The following is a 21,130-nucleotide window of genomic DNA, read 5'->3' on the forward strand; positions in this document are numbered from 1 at the left end:
CCAGCAGCGATCGAGAATGGGTAATCCGAAAGGGTCGAGCCGCGTATCGATGCAAAAGATTATGCTTGTGGGCATGGCGACGCGGCGAAACTCGAGCTCTTGCGGATTGTTGACGACCAGGAGAAGTGGACGTTCAATCGATAGAATTCGAGCGACCCTGAGAGAAGCGAGCCGGGCGGAGGGTACAATACATGGCGGTTCTGATGCGCTTCTCCGGAGATCTTGGGGGCGGCGTGACTTTGAATGCAAGGGACTTTCTGACGGAAGGTGATGTCTTTACGCAGACACAGGAAGCAGCGTTCTTCGCCTCAATTCGTCTGCGCAATGGCACCTACAAGACCACCGATCATCATCGCCTCGATGATCTCAATGAGATGGTTATCGGTGAGTGGAAGAAACTCGGCAGCAAGCCGAGCCAGATCATGGACGTAGGCGTATCGTCGGGGATTTCGTCGCTCGAATGGGCGGATGCTCTGACGCGTGCCGGCGTCGAGGCGAAGATCCTGGCGAGCGATCTGTGCATGCGCGGGAGCCTTTTGCGCCTGTTGCCGGGATATGATGTTCTTCTCGATCGTGATGGCAGGGTGCTTCAGCACATCGTCGCCAATCGTCCGGTGCGCTGGTATCTGAATGGTCCGCGGGACTTTCTGAAGGGCACCGGATTCGTGGTTGCCGCGCTCAACGCACTTGCAGGCGCGCTCCTGCCTCTCGCCAACGCGAGGGGGGAGGCGAAGGACATACTCCTGGTGAACCCGCATGCCCGCGACGACGCACGTCTGAGCTTTGCCGACGATGACATTCTGGCGCCGAACCCGGCGCAACTGCGCCGCCGGTTCAACGCGATCCGCGTGTCAAATCTGCTCAATCATGGTTATTTCAACGATGCGCAGTTGCTCGGCGCTGTCGGCAATCTCAGGGATCGCCTAGTCGGTGCCGGCTCGTTCCTCATCGTGAATCGAACACTCGCAGACGGCACCAATCACGGCACGCTCTTCCGGCTCAACGACGCGAACGAATTCGAGGCGGTGGCCAGGCTACGGGAGGGGAGTGAGATTGAAAGTATCGTGTTGGCAGCTTGACGCGAGACGATCGAACTTCTTGATGAAGGCAAGGCTCGCTCTTTGGCTGCACAAACTGAGAAGCCATACACCTTGCGTTCACGGGCAATGCCGCGTTCATGTCGCCGAGCTTCTTTTCATGGAACGGGCCCATTAAGAACGGGGTGTTGAGTGCGTATTCTCTCGATGGACTTTTCCATTCCTTATCTGATGAGAGATGAGAACTATCCGATTGGCGGGTGGGCGATCGAGCTCGCAGTGTGGCTTCGCGCGCTTGAGAACGCCGGCCATGACACTGCTGTGCTCACCTGGAAGGGCGCGCTGGAGCACGTGGGTTCGGGACAGCAAATCAAGCTTATCGAAACTTACGATCCCGCCCGCGGCATTCGGGTCGCGAAGTATTTCTATTCATATATTCCGAAAGTATTGGCGGCTGCCCGCAGCTATCGCCCGGATGTTCTGGTGCAAGGCGTATGTGGGATACATACTGCCATGATGGCGTTCGTGGCGGACCAACTAAGGGTGCCGTTCGTTTATCGCGTTGTAAGCGACATAGATGTCGACGAGCGATGTAAGGCTCTCCTTCCATCCTATGAATGGATATCCTATTCGTGGGCCAGGCATCGCACCGCCGGGTTTCTCTGTCAGAATGAGTATCAGCGCGGAAAGTTGGCAGCGCTCTTTCCGGGCAAGCCAGTGCACGTTCTCCACAATCCGTTTGCTGTAGCAGAGGATGCGGCTGCCCCTCTGCCGCGCACGAAGCGTGGATACGTTGCCTGGCTCGGTGTCTTCCGCTATCCGAAGAACTTGCCTCTGCTGTTCCGGATTGCTCAGGCCCTGCCGGCCGTCAACTTCCGCGTGGCGGGGATGACGTCACCGAACACTGATCAATCGACGCTGGACGCCGTGAATGGTTTGCGTCAGCTGCCGAACGTTGAATTGGTTGGCTATGTCAGGCGAGCGGACGTCCAGCGCTTTCTGTCAGAAGCAACGATGCTCCTCTGTACGTCGGATTTCGAGGGATTCTCGAACGCGTTTCTGGAGGCGCTCGCCGTAGGTGCCCCCATCGTGACGCGTCGGCATGTTGATCCGGACTCGATTGTCGAGCGTCATATGCTGGGTGCATCGGTCGAAGACGAGTTGGAGCTTTCCAATTCCGTGAGTGCGATTTGGAATATGGACGCGGGTGAATACGACGCACTCAGCCGGCGATGTCAGATCTACGTCAAGGCCAATCACTCCCCGGCGGTAAAGACGCACGAGTTGATGGCGGCTTTGACGCCTCTTGTCGCCGGGTCAAAAGGCTCGGGCGCGACTGTTCTGAACTGAGCGGCTCGCTCGTTGCGCATCCAGATTGGGGACGAGTAAACCAGGACGCCGTGCGGTGAGCCGTTCAGCTGAATCCGGCCGGCGGTTCTGCGTCCGGCGTCAACAAGCGCCACAGGGGCCTTATCGGCACAACAGCCATCGAACGCTCTGGTGGCATGGTCCGCTAGCAGGCATGTGCGCTTAGCTGCGCTTCTGGGCGCAGCGATCATTTCTTTGGAACTCGCGCCCGGCGGTAGTCCTTATTTTCCGTCGATTGAATCCGGTGAAAAATTGCGTCGAGAATTGAATAGGTTACCTTTGGATGTGACGACGTGCATTTTATGACAGTAGCTGGTCGAATAGGGATAGCAATGAAGATAGTCTTGCCCTTCATCTTTGCGCTGACTGGGAGTGTGGCAAATATCGCTGGTGGATCGACGGCGCTTGGCGCCGATGCTAGTGATCAGAGGAAGCTGTTGGCTGAGGGGCCGTCCGCCGCTATTGACACTGTTGCTGGCGCCAACGGGAGTACGGCTAGTACAAGAACAGCTGCTCCGTCGATCACGTCGTTCTCCGGCAAGCCGCGAACCCGCTTTCAGATCGGCGAGGATGCCTACGGCGTTCACGTTGCTGACCAGAGCTACAGTCTGACCAATCCTGCTCCTCAAACCCTGCGCTTCGAGGTCCACAAGGGCGACTATGCCTGGTACGACAGCGCGTCTGTCGATCGTGCCGAGATCAATTCCGCGGTGACCTATCCTGCCGGCACGCCCATCACGCTTACCTACCAGTTCATGGTGGAGGCGAACGGCAGCAACGGAGCGTTCGTGAACAGCGCGACCGGCTGGTTCATCGTCGGACAGTGGCACAACGACGACGACGCCTCGGGTGTGGGAACCTCACCTCCGGTCGCGCTGAATATGCAAGGCGATCACCTGCAGGTGCTCGTACGCTACTGTCCGCCCGGCAAGAGCCCGAGCAACGGTGCGGGCTTCGTCGTCACCAAGACGCTCTGGACCGACCCGACCCCGGTCGTGACCGGCCAGTATCACGACGTGAAAGTGCAGGCCCGATTCTCGAATGATGCCACTGGTTACCTGAAAGTCTGGATCGATGCGGCACCGGTCGTGAACTACAGCGGACCGCTAGGCTATGGGGTCGGCACCAATTGGGGATACGGAATTTATCGGTCGTCGGCGCCCGAGATTGCTGCCGTCAATTATCGGCGTTTGACGATAACGAGCGGCTCGTTAACGCCCATATCGTCAGGGCAGCCATGACCCGCGCTGCGCAGCGTCACTGCGGCTCAGCTCCCGAGCCCGGACCGATGTGGCCTGCCGAGCGGAGCCGGTCTGCCAGTCGCCTTGGCGTACCCGCGCAAAGCGGCCACTTCGGCGATACTCAGGTGGTCTGAACTATGGGCATTCTGCGACGGGGATCACGCGTCAGCTGAAGCGCGGAGAGAACAAGTTTCCCTATTTGCCCCTCAGCTTGAATACCTTTTCATAAGCGGCCAGAAGCTTCGTCGATGCGTGATGCCAGGCGAGTTCGCCATTAATTCTGCTCTGACCGAATGCGCCCATGGCTTCGCGCCGCGCCGGATCTTCCAAAAGCTCCAGTATTTTATCGCCGAACTCGGCGGTGTCCGCATTCTGGACATACAACGATGCCTCTCCTGCGGAAAAGCGGCCTTCCGTGAGATCAAACTGGACGATGGGCTTGCCCAACGTCATGTACTCCATGATTTTGTGCATCGTCGATTTGTCGTTCATCGAACTGGGGCGGTCCGGATTTACACAGACGTCCGCCGTCGACAGAATTGTGAATAGCGTATCGTCATCGACCCGGCCCGTGAACGTGACCACATCGTCCAGTTCTAGCGCCACTGCGAGCTTCTTGAGCTCCTCCAATTCGCGTCCGCCTCCGACGATCACGAACTGGATATCATCGCGGTTCCGAATGCTGCGGATGTGCTTGATTGAATCCAGCAGCAGGTCGAGCCCCTCCTGTCTCGCGATAACACCGACATATCCGACGAGATACTTGCGCCCCTTCTTCCAGGCGGGGTCGGGTGGAAGCGAGCGAACGCGGGAAACATTCGGAGCGGAGCGGACAACGAACACGCGATCGGGGCTCATTCGGCCCCGCTCGATCGCAATCGAGCGATACGATTGGTTGGTCGCGATCGATACGTCCGCCAATGCGAACGTAACGCGTTCAAGCAGAACCATGACGCGCCAAAGAAAACCACGACGTCCAAATTTCGCCTCGTAGAGCTCAGGATTGACGTCGTGCTGATCGAAAACAAAGGACTTTCCGAACAGAAACTTATGAAATGCACCAACCAGGAAGATGAGATCGGGCGGATTGCACGCATGGATCACATCAAATCCGCGCGTGGCCAGAATTCTCACGCTCAACACGAATTCCCAGAACAGCGCCACGCTGTACTCGACCGCATAACCCAGCACCCCACGGCCTTCTTCAGGCATCCAGTGGCGATAGACTGCGATTCCCTCGAGCATCTCGAACGAGGCCGTTGCGCCCGGTCCCTTGGGACAGATCACGGACACCTCGTAGCCATGCCGCGCCAACGTGCTCGCTTCCGACCATACCCGGCCGTCGAACGGTACTGGAAGATTTTCGACGATAATCAGCACTCGGCCACAAACCGAGCCAACGCTCGCCAATTCGGATTCGCGCGTAACGGCGTCGTCACGAGAGAGTGTTGACATCAATTACCCGCTTTGCATTCAGCGCCATTTGTTTCGCCCACCCTCTGGTATCAATGACAAGGTCGAACAGCTCCGATTCAGCGGTCGATTTCGGGATCAGCAGTTTGCGGAGCGCGGGCAAATTGGAGAACGCGTAGCCAAGGTTCTGCCCCAGCAGTTTCGATGGCTCGACATGTGGATCGTAGATCGACAGGCCGATATGCAAGCGGAGGAATTTGCGAGCCAGGTCGATATTGGGGCTCTCGCGAAGATCGTCGCTGTTCTCCTTGAACGCGAGCCCCAGCATAAGCACCCGTCCGCCGGGTTGAACCGCCTTTAGGCAATTCTCAAACAGGAAATTCTTGTGCTCATCGTTCGACCTGAGTACCGAGTCCACGAGCCAGGTATGCGCGCCAACGTCGCTTGCGATGTACTGGAGCGCGCGAACGTCCTTTGGCAAGCATGAACCGCCGAATGCGCCGCCCGGCCTCAAATAGTAGGGTGAGATGTTGAGCTTGGTGTCAGAAACGAAAATCTTGTGAACGGTGGTCGCGCTAATGCCGAGCTTGTCGCAAACGCGACCGACTTCGTTGGCAAAGGCAATCTTGACTGCGTGAAACGAATTGTCGACGAATTTGGTCATCTCCGCCGTACGATAGGTCGTGTAGAACACCGGCACCGCGATGTTCGCGTTCAATTCGTCGAGGACCGTGCACCGTTCCCCGTCTCTCGTTCCGATCACGATCTTCGGTGGATTGAAGAAATCCTCTATCGCCACCGACTCGCGCAAGAATTCGGGATTGTAGACGACCTCGATGAGGTCGATCCTGCCGTTCAACGTGCTCTCGAAGATCGGAAGGACCAGATCCTCGATTGTGCCGGGCCGCATGGTGGAACGAAATACGACGGTTAACGTCGTCGTGCGCGTGGGCCCGATGAGGTCCGCGATCTGATGGGAGACTTCAGCGACAAAGCTCATGTTGTGGGATCCGTCCGGCGCGCTTGGCGTTCCCACGCACACTATTGCCAATGTGCAGCTGTCGAGCTGCCCGCTCGCGTCCTTCGTTGCACTCAGCAAGCGCTTTCTGACGGCGGACTCCACAAGTTGATCGAGGCCGGGTTCCGTGATTGGCGATTTCCCCGAGTTGACGATCGCGACCTTTTCATCGCTGATGTCGACGCCGATGACTTCGTGGCCTTGCCTGGCGAGGCAGGCGGCTGTCGTCATGCCCACGTAACCCAGTCCGAACACGGCTATTTTCATTTTTATCCATCACGCTGACCAGGTTGCGTTGGCAACACCGGCGGCTGCTTAGGGGTTGGCTGCAAGGTCGACGGTTTCGTTCAGGGGTGGTCTGCGAACCCGCGCCCTGGATGGGTGTCAGGCATCCGCAATTCCCTCCAAAGTGCGCGAGGTCTCTAACTTGGGATCACAATAACGAGGACTTCAAACCTGTGCCCAATTGTATGCGTTTAGGCCGGCGGAGCGCCTACTTTTTCGGGCTACCTATTCCGATTGCGGCAGGAGAAGGCGGACCGGAAAGGCTTCGTCATGATTGCGATGGAAGTTGATTGATTGTGAGCATCGCTGAGCGATCAGCCGGCCCGGAGCGGCTGGATAGGTCTCTTTGGTTCGTCTCCGGCTAGGCGCGAATGCGAAGCAGGTAGCCGTAATTGTCACGAAGTTCGGATAGATATCGCCGAATGGCCACCCCGAACCGGTATCGGATCGGTTCTGAAGCCGGCGAGGCATCCAGCTGTTCGTGATAAACGCACCGTATGTCCGCAGAGCCGCCGGGAGGGACATCAATCATCAGTCGAACATGTCCATCGATGTATTCGTACGCGACCATGCCTTGGTTGACTTGGACGCCCTTCAAGTAAGCGGCCTGCGGTTCTTGTTTCATGATCCAGACCCGTCGCGTCATCGCCCCGCTGTTCTCGAAGAGGAGTCGTTCGGCCAGCATCTTTACGACGGTTGCGTTGCCGTTGGATTGAATGCTGTAGCTGTGGCAAACGGCATCCTCGAGCGGGCGCCAGCGGAGTTTCCATCGCAAGGATGCGAGCTGCCGGAGAAATGCCGCCAGTTCGCTACCGTGGCCGCGGAGAAGGTCGTGATGCCCGGCAATAAAGCACGGCTTGCCCAGGAGTCCGTCAAACGCGAAGTTTTCGACGCCGTGGTGCATGTATCGTCGGGTATAAATTGGGAAGCTCCCATACCTGACGATGGCAACACTCCAGAGATCTGCGAGTGTCGTTTCGTTCAGCGCGTCATCGGCTGGTGCGACCTCTGTGTTAACGGCCGCGACGAAGCCATTTCGCTTGAGCGCCGAGGCCGCCTCAGGCGAGAATGCCCCTTGCGGGAAAACCATCACGTTTTCGTGGTCGAGCGCAGTCCTGTCGCGAAGGGCCTGCATCCGAAGTCGCGCGGTCTTCAGCTTTCGGTCGAGCTCCTCAGGTGAGCGGGCTGCAAATTCACCACGTGTGTGATCGCAGCCGTGCACGCAGACGGACAGTTTCCCACTGCTTTTCTGGAAGGCGGCAACAGTGTCGCGATTTGTTCGTCGCCAGTTCCATGGAATAAAGGCGATGGTCGTTGCGAATGTCAGTTTGTCAGCCAGCTGCAGCAGTTCGCTAAAATCGAGGAGACCGTACCGTGGCCACAGAGGCGGATCGTCAATGATCAGGCAAGCGCTTGTCTCTGCGGTCGTCGCGCAAACGCCGCGGAACGCCCACTTCAGATACATGACAATTGGTACCGCGCCGGCGAAGCATTTCTTCACATCAAAATACGTTGCGGTGCGTTCGTGAATGTCCACCATCGCCGGGGAAGAGCCGGCAAAGAAGCGGACACCGGAATATGTGAACCCGACAAACAGGTCGCCCTCGGGAGCACCCACGATGCTCTGCACGTTGCCATTATGAATGACGAGCGCGGTATCGGCGGCGGCGCGCTCCACTTGGATCTGTAGTCCCGACATTGGGCCGCAGATTTCGGGAAGAGCATCGGTGACCGATACGGTCATTGGGGACTGGCCAGAGCCGCGGATCTCCGCCTCGGGGTCTCCAGTGATCTGGCGCAACAGAGCCCTGCAGGGATCTGCGGCTTGAAATCCATAAACGAAGATCGAACTGGCCGCTGCCAGCCAGGCCGGAAGCGCCTCTGTCTTGCAGCGCTGCAGGACTTGGGCGAGACAGGGCGCGGAAGCGAGGATAGAGAACTGCGGATGGCCTGCTGTCAGCGCGGCTGCATGGTTACCGTCCGCTTCGGCGACTGTCAGCGCCGTCCATGGAATTTCAAAGAAATCGAGAATTGCCGCCAGGTTGCAATCATTGGGCGATGGTACGTCGCCGCGGAGCAGGAGTGCGATCGAGGAGCCTTTGTCCATAGCGTCAATGTTCATCCGGGGGGCCTCATCTCTTGGTAAGGCCGTCAGGCCTTCCGGAGATCATTCGTGCCCCCGCGCTTCTGCAGCAGTTTTGAGGAGTCCTATACGAAGGGGCGCCACGTTTCCACCGAAGGACAGATGCGCAATGGTCGCTCCGGCCAACTAATCCGCGGTAGGCGATAGGACGACCTTGTCATGATCCGATCTGGCCCCTCGTGGTGGGGCGATTTGTGAATCCCGACGTGAGCGTGGATTTTCATTCGCAGCGCTGACATTTGGCGCGAGCCCTGCCTCGGGCACAAGACGATCCCCCGGGGTGCCGCAGACGAATCAGGACGTCAGGCATTCCCGCAGGCCTGATGCGAGGACGGCCAGGTGCTGTTGATCTCTGTCCGAACTCGCCAGCCGGCATTGAAAGCCGAAAAGGCGATGCATTACAACGCGGTGCGCCAACTCTTTGACGCACCCGGTCCGGCCATTGCGCAACGTGCGAAGCTCTCCGGCTCCCGCTGCAAGGGCGGGGGTACCCCCGATGGGCGTGGGTCATAATCCGTGTTCTACAGCGGCGCGCGCGCTCAACCGGCTATCCTGCTCGAACGCACGCTAAGGCCTTCAAACAGGGAGCCATCATGGCGAGATAACCGTGCTCGTAAGGATACTGACGTTCACCATTGCTTTCCTCTGGCGTGATCGTGGCAAAACATGTCGAAACAATTATTTTCCAAACTCGTTCATACTCACAACCAGGCCGCCGGCGCGGAAATTTTGACCGCAAAAGCCGAGCCATCGCTCGCAGTCATCGGTTGCGGCTACTGGGGCGCAAAGCACATCCGCGTTGGCCACGATATCGGCGCAAGAGTGTCGATGGCCGTCGACATGGGCTCTGACAGGCTGGAATACATCAAGTCACAGTATCCCTCTGTCGCTGTTGCGCGTGATATCGACGCGATCCTGAATAACTCTTCCATCGACGGCGTGATTATCGCCACCCCCGCCGTGACGCACTTTGAGATGGCGCGGGCCGCGCTCCAGGCCGGAAAGCACGTGCTCGTCGAGAAGCCGTTGGCCATGACGAGCGCGCATTGTCGCGAACTGATTGCGATAGCCGAGGAGCGGGAGCGTGTGCTGATGGTTGGGCACACGTTCGAGTATCACCCGGCGGTGAGTGTCATGCGTCAAATGATCCGGAGCGGCTCTCTCGGCGAACTCTACTACATCGACTCGCGGCGCCTGAATCTCGGTCTCTACCGGCCCGATGCCAACGTCCTGTGGGACTTGGCGCCACACGACCTTTCCATCATCTTCTTCCTGCTCGAGGAAGCCGCGCAGAACATCGGCGCCTGGGGCTGCGCGCACGTCTTGCCGGAAGTTGAGGATGTTGTTTACGCAAAGTTGGGCTTCAAGAGCGGACCGACCGCCCATGTGCACGTTTCGTGGTTGGACCCCGTCAAGGTGCGCCAGGTCACGGTCGTCGGAAGCGATGCGATGCTGGTGTTCGACGACGTGGAGCCGTCGGAGAAGGTGCGCGTCTATCAGAAGCGCTTCAGGCCGCGGATCAACGGCGACTCGTACGCCGACTTCCAGTCAGCCTATCATCATGGCGACGTACATATCCCCGCGATATCGAGCAGCGAGCCGCTAAAGCTCGAGTTGCTCGATTTTGTCAACGCGATCAAGACTGGCGCACAGCCCGTTGCGAGCGGTGCACATGGCCTGCGGGTTGTCGAAGCGCTCGAAGCTGCATCGGAGTGTCTACGGCTCAACCAGGAGCACCGTGTCGGCGCGACACATCAACCGGCGTTTTTGCGGCGGAACGCGTCGGCGGGGGCCGCCGAAATTGTCGTTGGATGAAGCCGTGCGATGGAAGGCGATCCCGCGGGAATTCGTTAAGCGGGTGCTGGACATTGCGGTCAGCATCACCGCGATCCTGATACTCGCCCCTGTACTTGTCGCGGTCTGGGTGGCGATCCGCCTCGACAGTCCCGGGCCGGCGTTCTTTTGCCAACGCCGGGTCGGGCTGGGCGAGAAGCGGTTCAATTGCTTCAAGTTCCGGACGCTACGTCATGAGGCCGACGAGAACGTCCATCGCGACGCCATTCGGCGGGCTTGGGCGAAGGAGGTTCTCTCGAACGACCCCAATGCCCCCTACAAGCTGACAGATGATCCCCGAGTGACGCGTGTGGGGCGGTTGCTGAGGCGAACCAGTATCGACGAGCTACCGCAACTCCTCAACGTACTGCGAGGCGAAATGAGCATTGTCGGTCCACGGCCAGCGATTCCCTATGAACTTGAGTACTTCCGCGAATGGCATCACAGACGTCATCTCGTGAAGCCCGGCATCACCGGACTTTGTCAGGTTCGTGGCCGCGGTCGACTCTGCCCGGAGGCGATGCTCGAGATGGATGTCGAATATGCGATGAACTGGACCCTGTGGACCGACCTGAAGTTAATTGCTCTGACAGTTCCCGCGGTGCTGCGGGGCCACGGCGCTCGATAGGTTCTCAAGTAACAGAGATGGAATCTGGTGAGGTGCGAATAATGAAAATTCCGTTCGTAGATCTCAAGGCACAATATGCGACGCTGAAGGATGAGGTAGCCGACGCAATTCGGGGCGTGCTCGAGTCCGCGCAATTCATCGGTGGCGAGGCAGTTGCTTCGTTCGAAAGAGACTTTGCCGCGTATTGCCAGGTGCCCTATGCGCGCGGCGTGGCAAGCGGAACGGACGCGATTCATCTGGCGCTGCGGGCCTTGGGTGTTGGCCATGGTGACGAGGTGATTACGACCGCTCATACTTTCATCGCCACCGCCGCCGCCATCGTAGCGACGGGAGCGCAGCCGGTTTTCGTCGATATCGATCCCGATACCCACACGATCGATCCGAGGATGATCGAGCGGGCCCTGACAAGCCGCACGAAGGCGATCGTTGCAGTTCACCTCTTTGGCCAGCCCGCGGACATGGGTCCGATCAAGGACCTCGCACGACGGCGCGGTCTGTTTGTAATTGAAGACGCTGCCCAGGCGCATGGAGCCGAGTATCAGGGGATCCGAACCGGGGCGCTCGGCGATGTCGCCTGTTTTTCGTTTTACCCGGGGAAGAATCTCGGAGCATACGGTGATGGAGGAGCGGTCACCACCAACAGCGCAGCGATCGCCGAGCGGATCGAACGATTGCGCGACCATGGTCGAACCACGCACTACAACCACGCCGAGGTCGGGTTCAACAGCCGGCTCGATGCTCTTCAGGCCGCAGTTCTGCAAGTCAAGCTCCGGCGTCTGGATGAGTGGAACGACCACCGGCGGCGTGCTGCGGAATGGTACACTGCGGAGTTGACGCACGCGAGCGTCGGGACGCCGTTCGTCCGAAAGGGATCCACCCACGTCTACCATTTGTACGTGATCACGACCAACGAGCGGGACGCAATGCGCAATAGGCTCGACGAGGTCGGCGTGGCGAGCGGAATCCACTATCCGTTGCCGCTCCACCTACAGCCTGCGTTTGCTTATCTCGGCTACAAGCAGGGCGATTTGCCGTGCTGCGAAGCGATGGCTGCGCAATCATTGTCTCTTCCCATGTTCCCGGAGCTCACGCGCGACCAGGTGCGCGATATCACTGCGATTGTGCGTGCTGTTGCCGATCGGAAAAGCCATAGGGAACCGCAGCGGAAGCCCGTCGCGATGCACGCGGATGGCGGGAAGGTGTGACGATGAACCGAATTAGTGCACGGGCGGTGGTCGAGACCGAGGCGATCGGTGCGGACGTGACGATCGCAGAGTTCGCCGTGGTGCGGTCTGATGTTACGATCGGCAATAGGGTTGTCATTCATCCGCATGTCGTGATCGAGAGTGGGGTGAGAGTAGGGGACAACGTCGAGATTTTCCCGGGTGCCTATATCGGAAAAGTACCCAAGGGGGCCGGCGCGTTGTCGCGGGCCCCGCAGTTTGAAGCATGGATCGATATCGGCGCCGATTGTTCGATTGGACCGCACGCAGTTATCTTCTACGACGTCTCGCTCGGCGCGGGGACCCTGATCGGTGACGGTGCCTCGATCCGTGAACAGTCGCGCATAGGCTCGAAGACGATTGTCGGGCGTTACGTTACGGTCAATTACAACACGCAGATCGGCGATCGCGTACGGGTGCAGGATCATACCTGGCTGGCCGGCAATATGACGATTGAAGACGACGTGTTCATATCGGGCTGCGTCGGCACTTCGAACGACAACGCGATCGGCAGGAACGGTTACGACGGTTCGCCGATGCTTGGGCCCACTATCGCGCGTGGCGCGGCGATCGGCGTGGGTGCCAATCTCCTGCCGGGCGTCAGAGTCGGGATCGGCGCTATGGTCGGCGCCGGCGCCGTAGTGACAAAGGACGTTCCTGACGGTGTGCTCGTGACGGGCGTCCCTGCGGAGATCCGACGAAAGCTCAACGGGGGTGGCAGCAAAGACCAAGTGACTCGATGACGGTTCGTGCCAAAGCGTCGAGGGAGCAATCGTGAGGATCCTCTGTGTCACCAACATGTATCCGAGCCCGGAGAGGCCGGGATCCGGCGCTTTCGTGTATCAGCAAGTACAGCAGCTGCGCCGGTTCGGGCACTCGGTCGACGTTGTCAATATCGTCGGTTCGCAGTCCAAGCTGAACTATCTGAAGGGCATCTTTGACGTCATCCGAAGGACGAGTGCGACGCGATACGACATCGTCCACGCGCACTATGGTTACTCGGCCTATCCCGCAATGTTTCGGTTGCGGGCGCCACTCGTCATCACGCTGCACGGGACCGACGTGCTCGGGAATATCTTCGAGCGGCTGGCCACGCGGGTCGTGTCGCATTTCGCCGATGCCATTATCGTCGTGTCTGAGGAGATGCGGAAGCGGATTCCCGGAATCGTGATTCCCTGCGGGGTCAACCTTGGCGCATTCAAGCCGTACGATCGCGACGAAGCGCGCGCGCGGCTGCGATGGCCTAAAGACAAATTTATCGTCCTGTTTCCGTTTGATCCGACACGCCCTGAGAAGAGATATGATCTGGCGCGGGCGTCGGTCGACCGGCTGGTGCAGAATGGCGTCGACGCGGAGTTGATGACGGTCATCAACGTGCCGAACGAAGAGATGCCCTGGTACTACAGCGGGGCAAACGCCCTGCTTCTGAGCTCAGACTATGAAGGGTCACCGACTTCAATCAAGGAAGCTCTTGCGTGCAATCTTCCGGTGGTGTCGACCAGGGTCGGTGACGTCCACGAACAGTTAAATGGCATCGCGGGAACGTGGATATGTCCACCGGATGCCGCCACGATAGCGCGCAGCCTTCGAGCGGCGTTTGACTGGTCGCAGAACGGCGAGTTTCAGGGGCGTGCGGCGGTGGCGAAATACGACCAGGCGCTGACCGTGGAACGAATTGTCGGGGTATACACCGACGTCCTCTCGAACTTCAGGGCAAGAGGGGTAGGCCGGCGTTTGCTGCGGAGCGGAGGATAGCAATGGGCGTCGTGGAGAAAGCGCCGTCGCAAGCGGCATGGTTTCGGCTAGCGGAGAGGCGCCAGTCCCGCTTTTACGGTGAGTTAGAGTGAAGCAGGCTCTTGCGGACAGCATGATCGAAATGGCCCGTCGGTCCGGCCTGTTGCCGGCCTTCCGCAAGATCTTTGCGGGCCGGGCGGCTATCGTCATGTTCCACGAGATCCAGCAAGATAGCCGCTCGGAATTGATGACAGGGACGTCAGTCGGCCTCTTTGAATATTCGCTCAATTGGCTGCGGCAAGAAGGATGGGAGATTGTCAGTCTTGAAGCATGCATCGAGCGGTTGGCTACGAATGCCGGGACGGGCCGCTATGCGGTGCTTACCTTTGACGATGGCTATCGAGACAATGTCGTGACCGCGCTTCCAATTCTGGAGCGATACAACGCTCCGTTCACGATCTACGTTCCCACTGGCGCTCTGAAACGGACGTTGCAGGCGTGGTGGCTGGGTTTGCGCGAAATGTTTCGTTCTGGAGACACAGTGACGATCGACGCGATGGACATGCGATTCCATTGCCCCCGGTTGCGCGAAAAGATGTCGGGTCTGAATGAGGTTACGGATTGGATTCATCAAGATTATCGCCGGATCGCAATGCTTGCCCCGACGTTCAGCAAGGCGGGCTTGTCATTGTCGGCCCTGAATGAGGCGTACTTTCTGGATGAGCGCGAGCTTCAAAGCCTGGCGCGGCATCCTCTCGTGTCGATTGGCGGGCACACTGACTCGCATGCCGCCCTATCGTGCCTGGATATTCAGTCCGCACGGGCCGAAATGGCAGATAACCGCTCCTATCTGGAGCGATTGCTGCAGCGTCCGGTGCGGCACTTTGCTTATCCCTACGGTGACTCCAAAGCATGTGGCCCCAGGGAAGCGCAGCTTGCAAGGGACATCGGGTTTTCAACCGCAGTGACAACCCGGCACGGGCAGTTGTCTGGTCTCAAGTCAGATCATTTTGCGCTTCCTCGTCTCGGCGTCGGGGGGCAATTCGATACGACGGCCAGGTTCGAGGCGCGGATCAGCGGCGTCCAGTCGGCCGCTCACATGCTGCTGGGGTCCCAACGTTGAATGTAGCGCTGAATCACTCACCGCGAGGTGGACTGAAGCAGTTCACTCGAGAGGGCGCTGAGATGCGCATACTGCATGTTATCGAACGTCTTGCCCCGGGAGGGAAAGAACGACAAGTCGTAGAACTGCTGAAGGGGCTTGCCGCTCACCGTGACGTAAGGTCATTCGTAGCTGTTGTGGACCAGGACGAGGTTAACCTCGAGATTGACCGCGAACACGCGGAAGTCATTCAGCTCAATCGGAGAGGCAAGAAGGATTGGCGCCTTTTCAAGACGTTGTACGAGCTCGTCTCCGACCTGAAGATAGATATCATCCACTCGTGGGGCTCGATGAGCTCCGTCTATGCGACGCCGGTTGCCAAGGTGTGCGGTACGGCCTTCGTAAATGGGTTTGTGCGAGACGCGCCCTCGCATATGTCGCTGTGGAGAAAAGGCTACCTGAGAGTCAAGCTGACGATCCCGTTTTCGGACGTCGTTGTTGCCAATTCTCGTGCGGGGCTGGCTGCCTACGGTATTCCCGAGCGCAAAGGTCTCTGCATCTACAACGGATTCAGTCCTGAAAGGGTGTCCGGCCTAAAGGATAAGACCGAGCTTCGCAGCACTCTGGAGATTGTGACGCCCCACATTGTCGGGATGGTCGCCAACTTCACGCCCAGAAAGGACTATGAAACCTTCGTCGAGATGGCACGCCGGGTCTGCGATCTAAGGGACGACGTCACCTTCTTGGCCATCGGTAGCGGTGAAACGCTGCAGCGGGTGCGCGATAGCATCCCGACTGAACATTCGCTGCGCATCAAGCTTCTGGGGCGGCGGAACGACGTCGAGAGCATTGCCAATCTCTTCACTGTTGGTGTTCTCACCACCAATAGCCGTTTACACGGAGAGGGAATTTCCAACGCGATAACCGAATGCATGGCGTTGGGTAAGCCGGTTGTGGCAACAAACGATGGGGGCACTTCTGAATTGGTCCTGGACGGTCAGACCGGATATCTTGTGCCGAGCCATGACGTCGGCGCCTTGACCGATCGCGTGCTCGAACTCCTCGGCAACGCTGAACTCGCCGATCAATTGGGTGCCGCAGGACGCCGGCGCGTCGAGACGGAATTCTCGCTGGACGCGATGTGTAGCGCGTATCTCTGCCTTTACCGGAAACTGGCGGGCAGGAGAGCGCGCGCGACATGGCAAGGTGGGACTACGAGCGATGTAGTCGATTGATCGTTTGGACCGGTTTTCCGGGGGCGTTCAAATCGGCTCCCGAACGGAATGCCTCGCTCGAGTTTCCAGACTTGACGGCCTGAAGGCTCGCAGGAATAGCTCCAGGTTTGCCAGAGACCAAAGCACCTTTTCGTGGTTTTGACGGCGGGCGAGATGCTCGTTGACCAGCTGCCGCAAGACATCCCTGTTGCAGAACGATGCCACACGCGCGCCATCACTGACCAGCAGATCGGAGATAAATTCGCGATAGGGACCGCGAAACCACTCCTCAATTGGCACGCGAAAGCCGATCTTCTTGCGCGTCAGAATCCCCGGTGGAAGAGTGTGCTGCATCGCTGCTCGCAGGACTGACTTGCCGCCGCTGCGACCGACCAGGAAATTGTCCGGAAACCGCGCGACAAGTTTGGCGAGACTGGTGTCCATGAACGGCATCCTGCCCTCAATTGAACCTGCCATCATCATTCGGTCAGCGCGTTCGAGGAGGTTGTCGGGTAACCACGACGTCTGATCGAAGAACAGCGTGCGCCGCACATTCGACCCGATGCCGATCGAAAACGGATGGGAATCCGGCAGCGCTACGGGCAGGGGACGTCCGATAATCCGGTTCCTTTCGCCAAGGGAAACTCCGCCGAACCAGAGTTGCATCCGGCTCGGCCAATCCCGCTCGCCCGCCGCGGTCGTCACGATCTTGGCGCGGCGCATATCGTACGGCAGCGCGCGCATTGCGGGCGATATGATGCGGTCATGAATCGCCTGGGGAACCAGTCGCTGGTAGAGCTCGATCCATTGTTCGGCACGGTGCTTGGGATAGCCGCCCAGAAGTTCGTCTGCGCCTTCTCCGGTAAGGACCATTTTCACCTTGCTCGCCGCCATATGCGACAGCATCATAACCGGAATATCGGCCGGTTCGGCCGCAGGTGCGCCGCGACGCAGAATTGCGGTCGGCCAGCTCTTCAAGAAGTCGTGCGGCTCCAGCACGATTTCCTCGTGATCGGTGTCAAATTGACGGGCGATGGTACGGGCGTGATCAAGCTCCGAGTAGCTGGCTTCACGAAAGCCGACTGAGAAGGTGCGCACGCGCTCAGAGCTATGGCGGACCATGGCCGCGACAACCGCAGATGAGTCGATGCCGCCGGACAAGTAGGCTCCGAACGCAACGTCACTGCGCATGCGAATGCGCACGGCATCGTCGAACGTCGCCTTGAACATCCGGACTGCCTCGTTGAAGTCCGTGATGTCGGGCTCTGCCGACGCTAGCGGTGGTATGAAATACCGGGTGATGTTTGTCCGGCCTTCGCGCCATACCAGGTGGCAGCCGGGGGGAAGCTTGCGCACGGCTTGAAAGAATGTCCTGGGGCCGGGCACATATCGATTGAGGAGATAATGCTCGACGGCATGCGGGTCGATCGAGGTATTCATGCCCGGGAATTGGAGGAGCGGCTCGATCTCCGATGCGAACAATAGGCCTGCGTTCTCGGCTATGAACAGCGGCTTCTTGCCGAACGGGTCGCGCGCCAGGACGAGCTGTTGGGCCCTCGCATCCCACAATCCGAAAGCGAACATGCCGCGGAAGCGTTTGATCGAATCGACCCCCCAAGCGCGGTAGGCTTCGATCAGAACTTCGGTATCGGAGGATGTGCGAAAGGTGTGACCGAGCGAGTTAAGCTCCTCGCGCAGCTCGATGTAGTTATAGAGCTCTCCGTTGAAGACGAGCCCGATCGAGCCGTCGGCGCTCCACATCGGCTGGGCTCCGCCCTCGAGATCGATGATCGAGAGACGCCTGTGCCCCAAGCTGACTTGATAGCGCTGGTCGGCAGTGTCGCTCTGCCGGTAACCCGCGCCGTCAGGGCCCCTATGCTTCATCAGGTTGGTGAGGCGGACAAGAGTGTCGTAGTCTTGCCGGTGCTCTCCCCGGAGTACCCAGCCAAAAATCCCGCACATGACTCCTGCCAGTTTCTTCCGTGCTGACAGTGCTGGAGCCACGGACGACCATCAAGGAGGAAGGCGGATTAATCCTTCCAGGGTTGCGTCATCGTGTCCTCTCGACTTCCTCGAGAGGCGTGCGCGCGCCCTGGGTGAAATTGCCAGGGGTCGCTGTGCGGTCGGGCGCCGACGGCTGAAGCTTGTTCGGTTCAGCAGCTGATGGTGCAGACAGCTTGGTGGCCCGTTGAAAATGTGCCCACCGAAAGCGTCAGTGCGCCGTATGAGATCGGTGCATGCCCAATCGGTGTCCGCGGCCATTCAAGAATCCTCGCGCGGCGCTCATGGGTGTCGAGGATGATCTTGACGTAGGAGAACCTGTCCACGGCAGCGATCGAGTTGATTGCCTCAATGGGCGCAGTTCGCGACCGCTCCGTTATCCGTAATTCTCCGTACTCGATCGCTGCGTTGCTTGCCGCGCGACCTCGATCATTCGTGATGGCGAGCGCCAACATTGACGCTATCGGTTGAAAACTTTTTTGCGCCCCTACGGCGACGGCGCTGAATTCGACAGCGACGGCAAGCATATGCTCCAGGCGCTGTTGTTTGGACGCTTCAAACTACAGCCAAGCTGGGTAACTCTTTTTTGCCATACTCCCTGATTAACCAGCGGGCTCTGCAGTTGGGGATGGGCGATTCGCACTGCATCGGAATGTGCACGCAGTAGATCCTGTGAGGCATCGAAATCCGCTCGTGGCGCAAGGCGTTGCGAGTGCGTGGTATGTCGCGCGCCTTCGCGCCGCGGCCGTAAATTCCCTTGTAAGCGTCAAAGAGAAGCAATCTCTGCGACCGATGGAGGCCTGAATTGGATACGACCGGGACAATCACATCGTTTTCTTCCGCACCGATGACAAGGTTCAATATCGGTGGTGACAGCTACGGAGTTCAGGATGCGAGCACGAGCTATGCCCTGACCAATCCCGACCCGCAAACCCTGCGCTTCGAAGTGCAGCAGGGCGATCATGCCTGGTACGATGACTCATCTGTCGATCGCTCCGAGGTGTCGGGCGCGACCAACATTCCGGGCAGCACGCCCATTGCGTTGAATTATCAGTTCATGGTGGAGCCGAATGGCCCTAACGGGACATTTGTGAATACGGCAACCGGCTGGTTCATCGTTGGACAAATGCACAATGATGACTGGGCCAGCGGAGTAGGCACCTCGCCGCCGTTCGCGATCCAGCTGGATGGCAATCATCTACAGGTTGTCGCCAGATATGTCGCCCCTGGTCTCGATCCCAGCAATGGCGCCGGCAACGTGCAGATGCTCACGCTCTGGACCGACCCCAATCCGATTCAGGCGGGCGTGTATAACAACATTCAGATCCAGGCCGATGTCTCGAACACCGGTGGCGGGTATTTGAAGGTCTCGATCAACGGGACCCAGGTCGTGAATTACAATGGCCCGTTGGGCTATGGCGTCGACACCAATTGGGAATACGGAATCTATCGGTCGTCGGCCCCCGAGACCGTTGCCGTCGATTACCGAAACATGACGCTACTGACGGGGGCGGCGGCCACTGCCTCGTCACCGTCGACGACGCCGACGCAGCCGACCACGCCGACCACCCCCACCGTCGCGCCGACGGTGACACAGGCCTCCGCTTCGCCGGGGACCGGAACCGAGCATGTCGGCGATGTTGTCACCTTTACGCTCGCTTTTAGCGAAGCCGTGACCGTCGCAGGTACGCCGACGCTGTCGCTCAACGATGGCGCAGGAGCCACCTATGTTGGCGGCTCCGGGACAAATACGCTCACCTTCCAGACGAAAGTCGCGTCGACTGATACGAATACTTCGGCACTTGCGATCACCGGGGTCAATCTTGCGAGCGGTGCGAGCATCAAGGATTCCGGGGGGCTTGCCGCTGATCTCTCGGGCGCGGTGAAGACATTCTCCGGTCTGCAGATCTCGAACACGCCGATCATGCCAACGCAGCCAACCACACCGACGACGCCGACAACTCCGACGACGCCGGTGGTGACCGCGCCGGTGCTCTCCATCGCGGACCACGCGCTCTGGGTGGCTGGCAGGGGCGGCCACGTCAGCCTGGGGACGACGGTGTCGACGACCGATCCCAACGACAGCGTCAGTCTGAACATCAAAGGGCTGCCGAGATATGAGACGATCACGACCGGCGATGGCACCACGTTCAGGGGCAGCAACATCACTCTGAGCGCAGCGCAGGTTGCCAGCGGACTGACGCTGACGTCGCACTACAGGGGCAGTCAACATCCGGTCGCGAACCTCACACTGACTGCGACCGCGAAGGACCCGGTTACCGGCGCAGTGGCTTCCTCGGCGACACAGACCATCAAAGTCACGGATCCGCTGCCGTCTACCGGCACCGGGAGCACGGCACACCACGGCCATGGGCTGCACCACCACCTAGGGTCAGGCCGCAGCACGCTGGCAGCTACCGTGCCGCAGACAACCTCTTCGGCGAATTACGAAACGGCCAAAGGGTCCCAAGCAAACCACAGCTTCGCGCTGCTGAACCAATATTTGGCTGGTGGCTCCGGTCGGGTCGACGGCGGTCAGATCGCGGAAGCCGTGTCGAACGGTGCCGCCTGGACGCAGAACGCGTTCCTGACGAAGCCGCATCACTAACGTACTGCCGCACCCGGGCACTGGACGCCCGGGTGCGGCACCGCCAATTTTGGGGACGCCGCACGGCAAAATTGGTCGGTCGGTAGCCGCGAAGGGGAGATCGAAAAACCAATCCACAACGGACGGTTGCCGGCCGTCGTCGTTTGGCGGACAATCGCCGAAGGGATTCCGATTCGATACTTCATTGAGAGCGTAAAACGCCTGAGTTCAGGTCAGTTTTCGGGCACAACTTGCGTGTGTATGAATCCACAATTCGAAAGTTTTTTCGCCATTTTTGCTCGT

The 21,130-nt window shown here is 59.1% G+C and carries 16 protein-coding genes; 11 read left to right on the top strand and 5 right to left on the bottom strand.

Annotated features, from left to right (window positions below; translation table 11 throughout):
* Positions 1–191 precede the first annotated feature (191 nt).
* The 3 genes from JQ507_11540 (at position 192) to JQ507_11550 (ending at position 3,646) form a co-directional block, all read left to right on the top strand.
* A complete protein-coding gene (locus tag JQ507_11540) occupies positions 192–1,079 on the top strand; it encodes a hypothetical protein (GenBank protein QRI72054.1) in 888 nt (295 codons plus the stop codon).
* 150 nt (positions 1,080–1,229) lie between these two features.
* The gene (locus JQ507_11545) at positions 1,230–2,387 is read left to right on the top strand and encodes a glycosyltransferase family 4 protein (protein ID QRI72055.1); all 1,158 of its coding nucleotides are present in this window, start codon (positions 1,230–1,232) and stop codon (positions 2,385–2,387) included.
* Positions 2,388–2,737: 350 nt separating this feature from the next.
* Positions 2,738–3,646 carry a heparin lyase I family protein gene (locus JQ507_11550; protein QRI72056.1) on the top strand — a complete coding sequence of 303 codons (909 nt, stop codon included), beginning with the start codon at positions 2,738–2,740 and terminating at the stop codon, positions 3,644–3,646.
* Positions 3,647–3,841: 195 nt separating this feature from the next.
* On the opposite strand, the gene JQ507_11555 is transcribed toward JQ507_11550, so the two are convergent.
* From JQ507_11555 to JQ507_11565, 3 genes are all read right to left on the bottom strand, one after another.
* Positions 3,842–5,101 carry a glycosyltransferase family 4 protein gene (locus tag JQ507_11555; protein ID QRI72057.1) on the bottom strand — a complete coding sequence of 420 codons (1,260 nt, stop codon included), beginning with the start codon at positions 5,099–5,101 and terminating at the stop codon, positions 3,842–3,844.
* On the bottom strand, positions 5,082–6,344 hold the full coding sequence (locus JQ507_11560) for a nucleotide sugar dehydrogenase (protein ID QRI72058.1): 1,263 nt from the start codon (positions 6,342–6,344) through the stop codon (positions 5,082–5,084). Before JQ507_11560 ends, JQ507_11555 begins: the two co-directional genes overlap by 20 nt.
* A 379-nt stretch (positions 6,345–6,723) precedes the next feature.
* On the bottom strand, positions 6,724–8,484 hold the full coding sequence (locus JQ507_11565) for a hypothetical protein (GenBank protein QRI72059.1): 1,761 nt from the start codon (positions 8,482–8,484) through the stop codon (positions 6,724–6,726).
* Positions 8,485–9,171: 687 nt separating this feature from the next.
* Here JQ507_11565 and JQ507_11570 point away from each other — a divergent pair.
* The 7 genes from JQ507_11570 to JQ507_11600 all read left to right on the top strand — a co-directional run bounded on the left by JQ507_11570 (position 9,172) and on the right by JQ507_11600 (position 16,260).
* The gene (locus tag JQ507_11570) at positions 9,172–10,320 is read left to right on the top strand and encodes a Gfo/Idh/MocA family oxidoreductase (GenBank protein ID QRI72060.1); all 1,149 of its coding nucleotides are present in this window, start codon (positions 9,172–9,174) and stop codon (positions 10,318–10,320) included.
* A complete protein-coding gene (locus JQ507_11575; protein ID QRI72061.1) occupies positions 10,307–10,966 on the top strand; it encodes a sugar transferase in 660 nt (219 codons plus the stop codon). Before JQ507_11570 ends, JQ507_11575 begins: the two co-directional genes overlap by 14 nt.
* Before the next feature lie 17 nt (positions 10,967–10,983).
* Entirely contained in the window at positions 10,984–12,171 is a 1,188-nt protein-coding gene (locus tag JQ507_11580; protein ID QRI72062.1) for a DegT/DnrJ/EryC1/StrS family aminotransferase, read from the top strand.
* A gap of 2 nt (positions 12,172–12,173) precedes the next feature.
* On the top strand, positions 12,174–12,932 hold the full coding sequence (locus tag JQ507_11585) for a hypothetical protein (GenBank protein ID QRI72063.1): 759 nt from the start codon (positions 12,174–12,176) through the stop codon (positions 12,930–12,932).
* Between the two features lie 94 nt (positions 12,933–13,026).
* Positions 13,027–13,944: a glycosyltransferase family 4 protein gene (locus JQ507_11590; GenBank protein ID QRI72064.1), complete on the top strand. Its 918-nt coding sequence runs from the start codon at positions 13,027–13,029 to the stop codon at positions 13,942–13,944.
* Between the two features lie 121 nt (positions 13,945–14,065).
* Positions 14,066–15,046: a polysaccharide deacetylase family protein gene (locus JQ507_11595; protein ID QRI73298.1), complete on the top strand. Its 981-nt coding sequence runs from the start codon at positions 14,066–14,068 to the stop codon at positions 15,044–15,046.
* Positions 15,047–15,108: 62 nt separating this feature from the next.
* Positions 15,109–16,260: a glycosyltransferase gene (locus tag JQ507_11600; protein QRI72065.1), complete on the top strand. Its 1,152-nt coding sequence runs from the start codon at positions 15,109–15,111 to the stop codon at positions 16,258–16,260.
* A gap of 27 nt (positions 16,261–16,287) precedes the next feature.
* On the opposite strand, the gene asnB is transcribed toward JQ507_11600, so the two are convergent.
* Positions 16,288–18,201: an asparagine synthase (glutamine-hydrolyzing) gene (gene asnB, locus JQ507_11605; GenBank protein ID QRI73299.1), complete on the bottom strand. Its 1,914-nt coding sequence runs from the start codon at positions 18,199–18,201 to the stop codon at positions 16,288–16,290.
* Between the two features lie 191 nt (positions 18,202–18,392).
* Entirely contained in the window at positions 18,393–18,767 is a 375-nt protein-coding gene (locus JQ507_11610; GenBank protein QRI72066.1) for a hypothetical protein, read from the bottom strand.
* A 278-nt stretch (positions 18,768–19,045) separates the two neighbouring features.
* On the opposite strand from JQ507_11610, the gene JQ507_11615 reads away from it, so the two are divergent.
* Positions 19,046–20,848, top strand: coding sequence for a heparin lyase I family protein (locus JQ507_11615; GenBank protein QRI72067.1), 1,803 nt, complete (start codon positions 19,046–19,048; stop codon positions 20,846–20,848).
* Positions 20,849–21,130 lie beyond the last annotated feature (282 nt).

The organism is Bradyrhizobium sp. PSBB068 (assembly GCA_016839165.1).
In the GTDB taxonomy this organism is placed as follows: Bacteria; Pseudomonadota; Alphaproteobacteria; order Rhizobiales; family Xanthobacteraceae; genus Bradyrhizobium.

Coding starts and splice junctions, on each gene's coding strand:
- JQ507_11540 (QRI72054.1), top strand. CDS start 192: ATGGCGGTTCTGATGCGCTTCTCCGGAGATCTTGGGGGCGGCGTGACT.
- JQ507_11550 (QRI72056.1), top strand. CDS start 2,738: ATGAAGATAGTCTTGCCCTTCATCTTTGCGCTGACTGGGAGTGTGGCA.
- JQ507_11555 (QRI72057.1), bottom strand. CDS start 5,101: ATGTCAACACTCTCTCGTGACGACGCCGTTACGCGCGAATCCGAATTG.
- JQ507_11560 (QRI72058.1), bottom strand. CDS start 6,344: ATGAAAATAGCCGTGTTCGGACTGGGTTACGTGGGCATGACGACAGCC.
- JQ507_11565 (QRI72059.1), bottom strand. CDS start 8,484: ATGAACATTGACGCTATGGACAAAGGCTCCTCGATCGCACTCCTGCTC.
- JQ507_11570 (QRI72060.1), top strand. CDS start 9,172: ATGTCGAAACAATTATTTTCCAAACTCGTTCATACTCACAACCAGGCC.
- JQ507_11580 (QRI72062.1), top strand. CDS start 10,984: ATGGAATCTGGTGAGGTGCGAATAATGAAAATTCCGTTCGTAGATCTC.
- JQ507_11585 (QRI72063.1), top strand. CDS start 12,174: ATGAACCGAATTAGTGCACGGGCGGTGGTCGAGACCGAGGCGATCGGT.
- JQ507_11595 (QRI73298.1), top strand. CDS start 14,066: ATGGCCCGTCGGTCCGGCCTGTTGCCGGCCTTCCGCAAGATCTTTGCG.
- JQ507_11600 (QRI72065.1), top strand. CDS start 15,109: ATGCGCATACTGCATGTTATCGAACGTCTTGCCCCGGGAGGGAAAGAA.
- asnB (QRI73299.1), bottom strand. CDS start 18,201: ATGTGCGGGATTTTTGGCTGGGTACTCCGGGGAGAGCACCGGCAAGAC.
- JQ507_11610 (QRI72066.1), bottom strand. CDS start 18,767: ATGCTTGCCGTCGCTGTCGAATTCAGCGCCGTCGCCGTAGGGGCGCAA.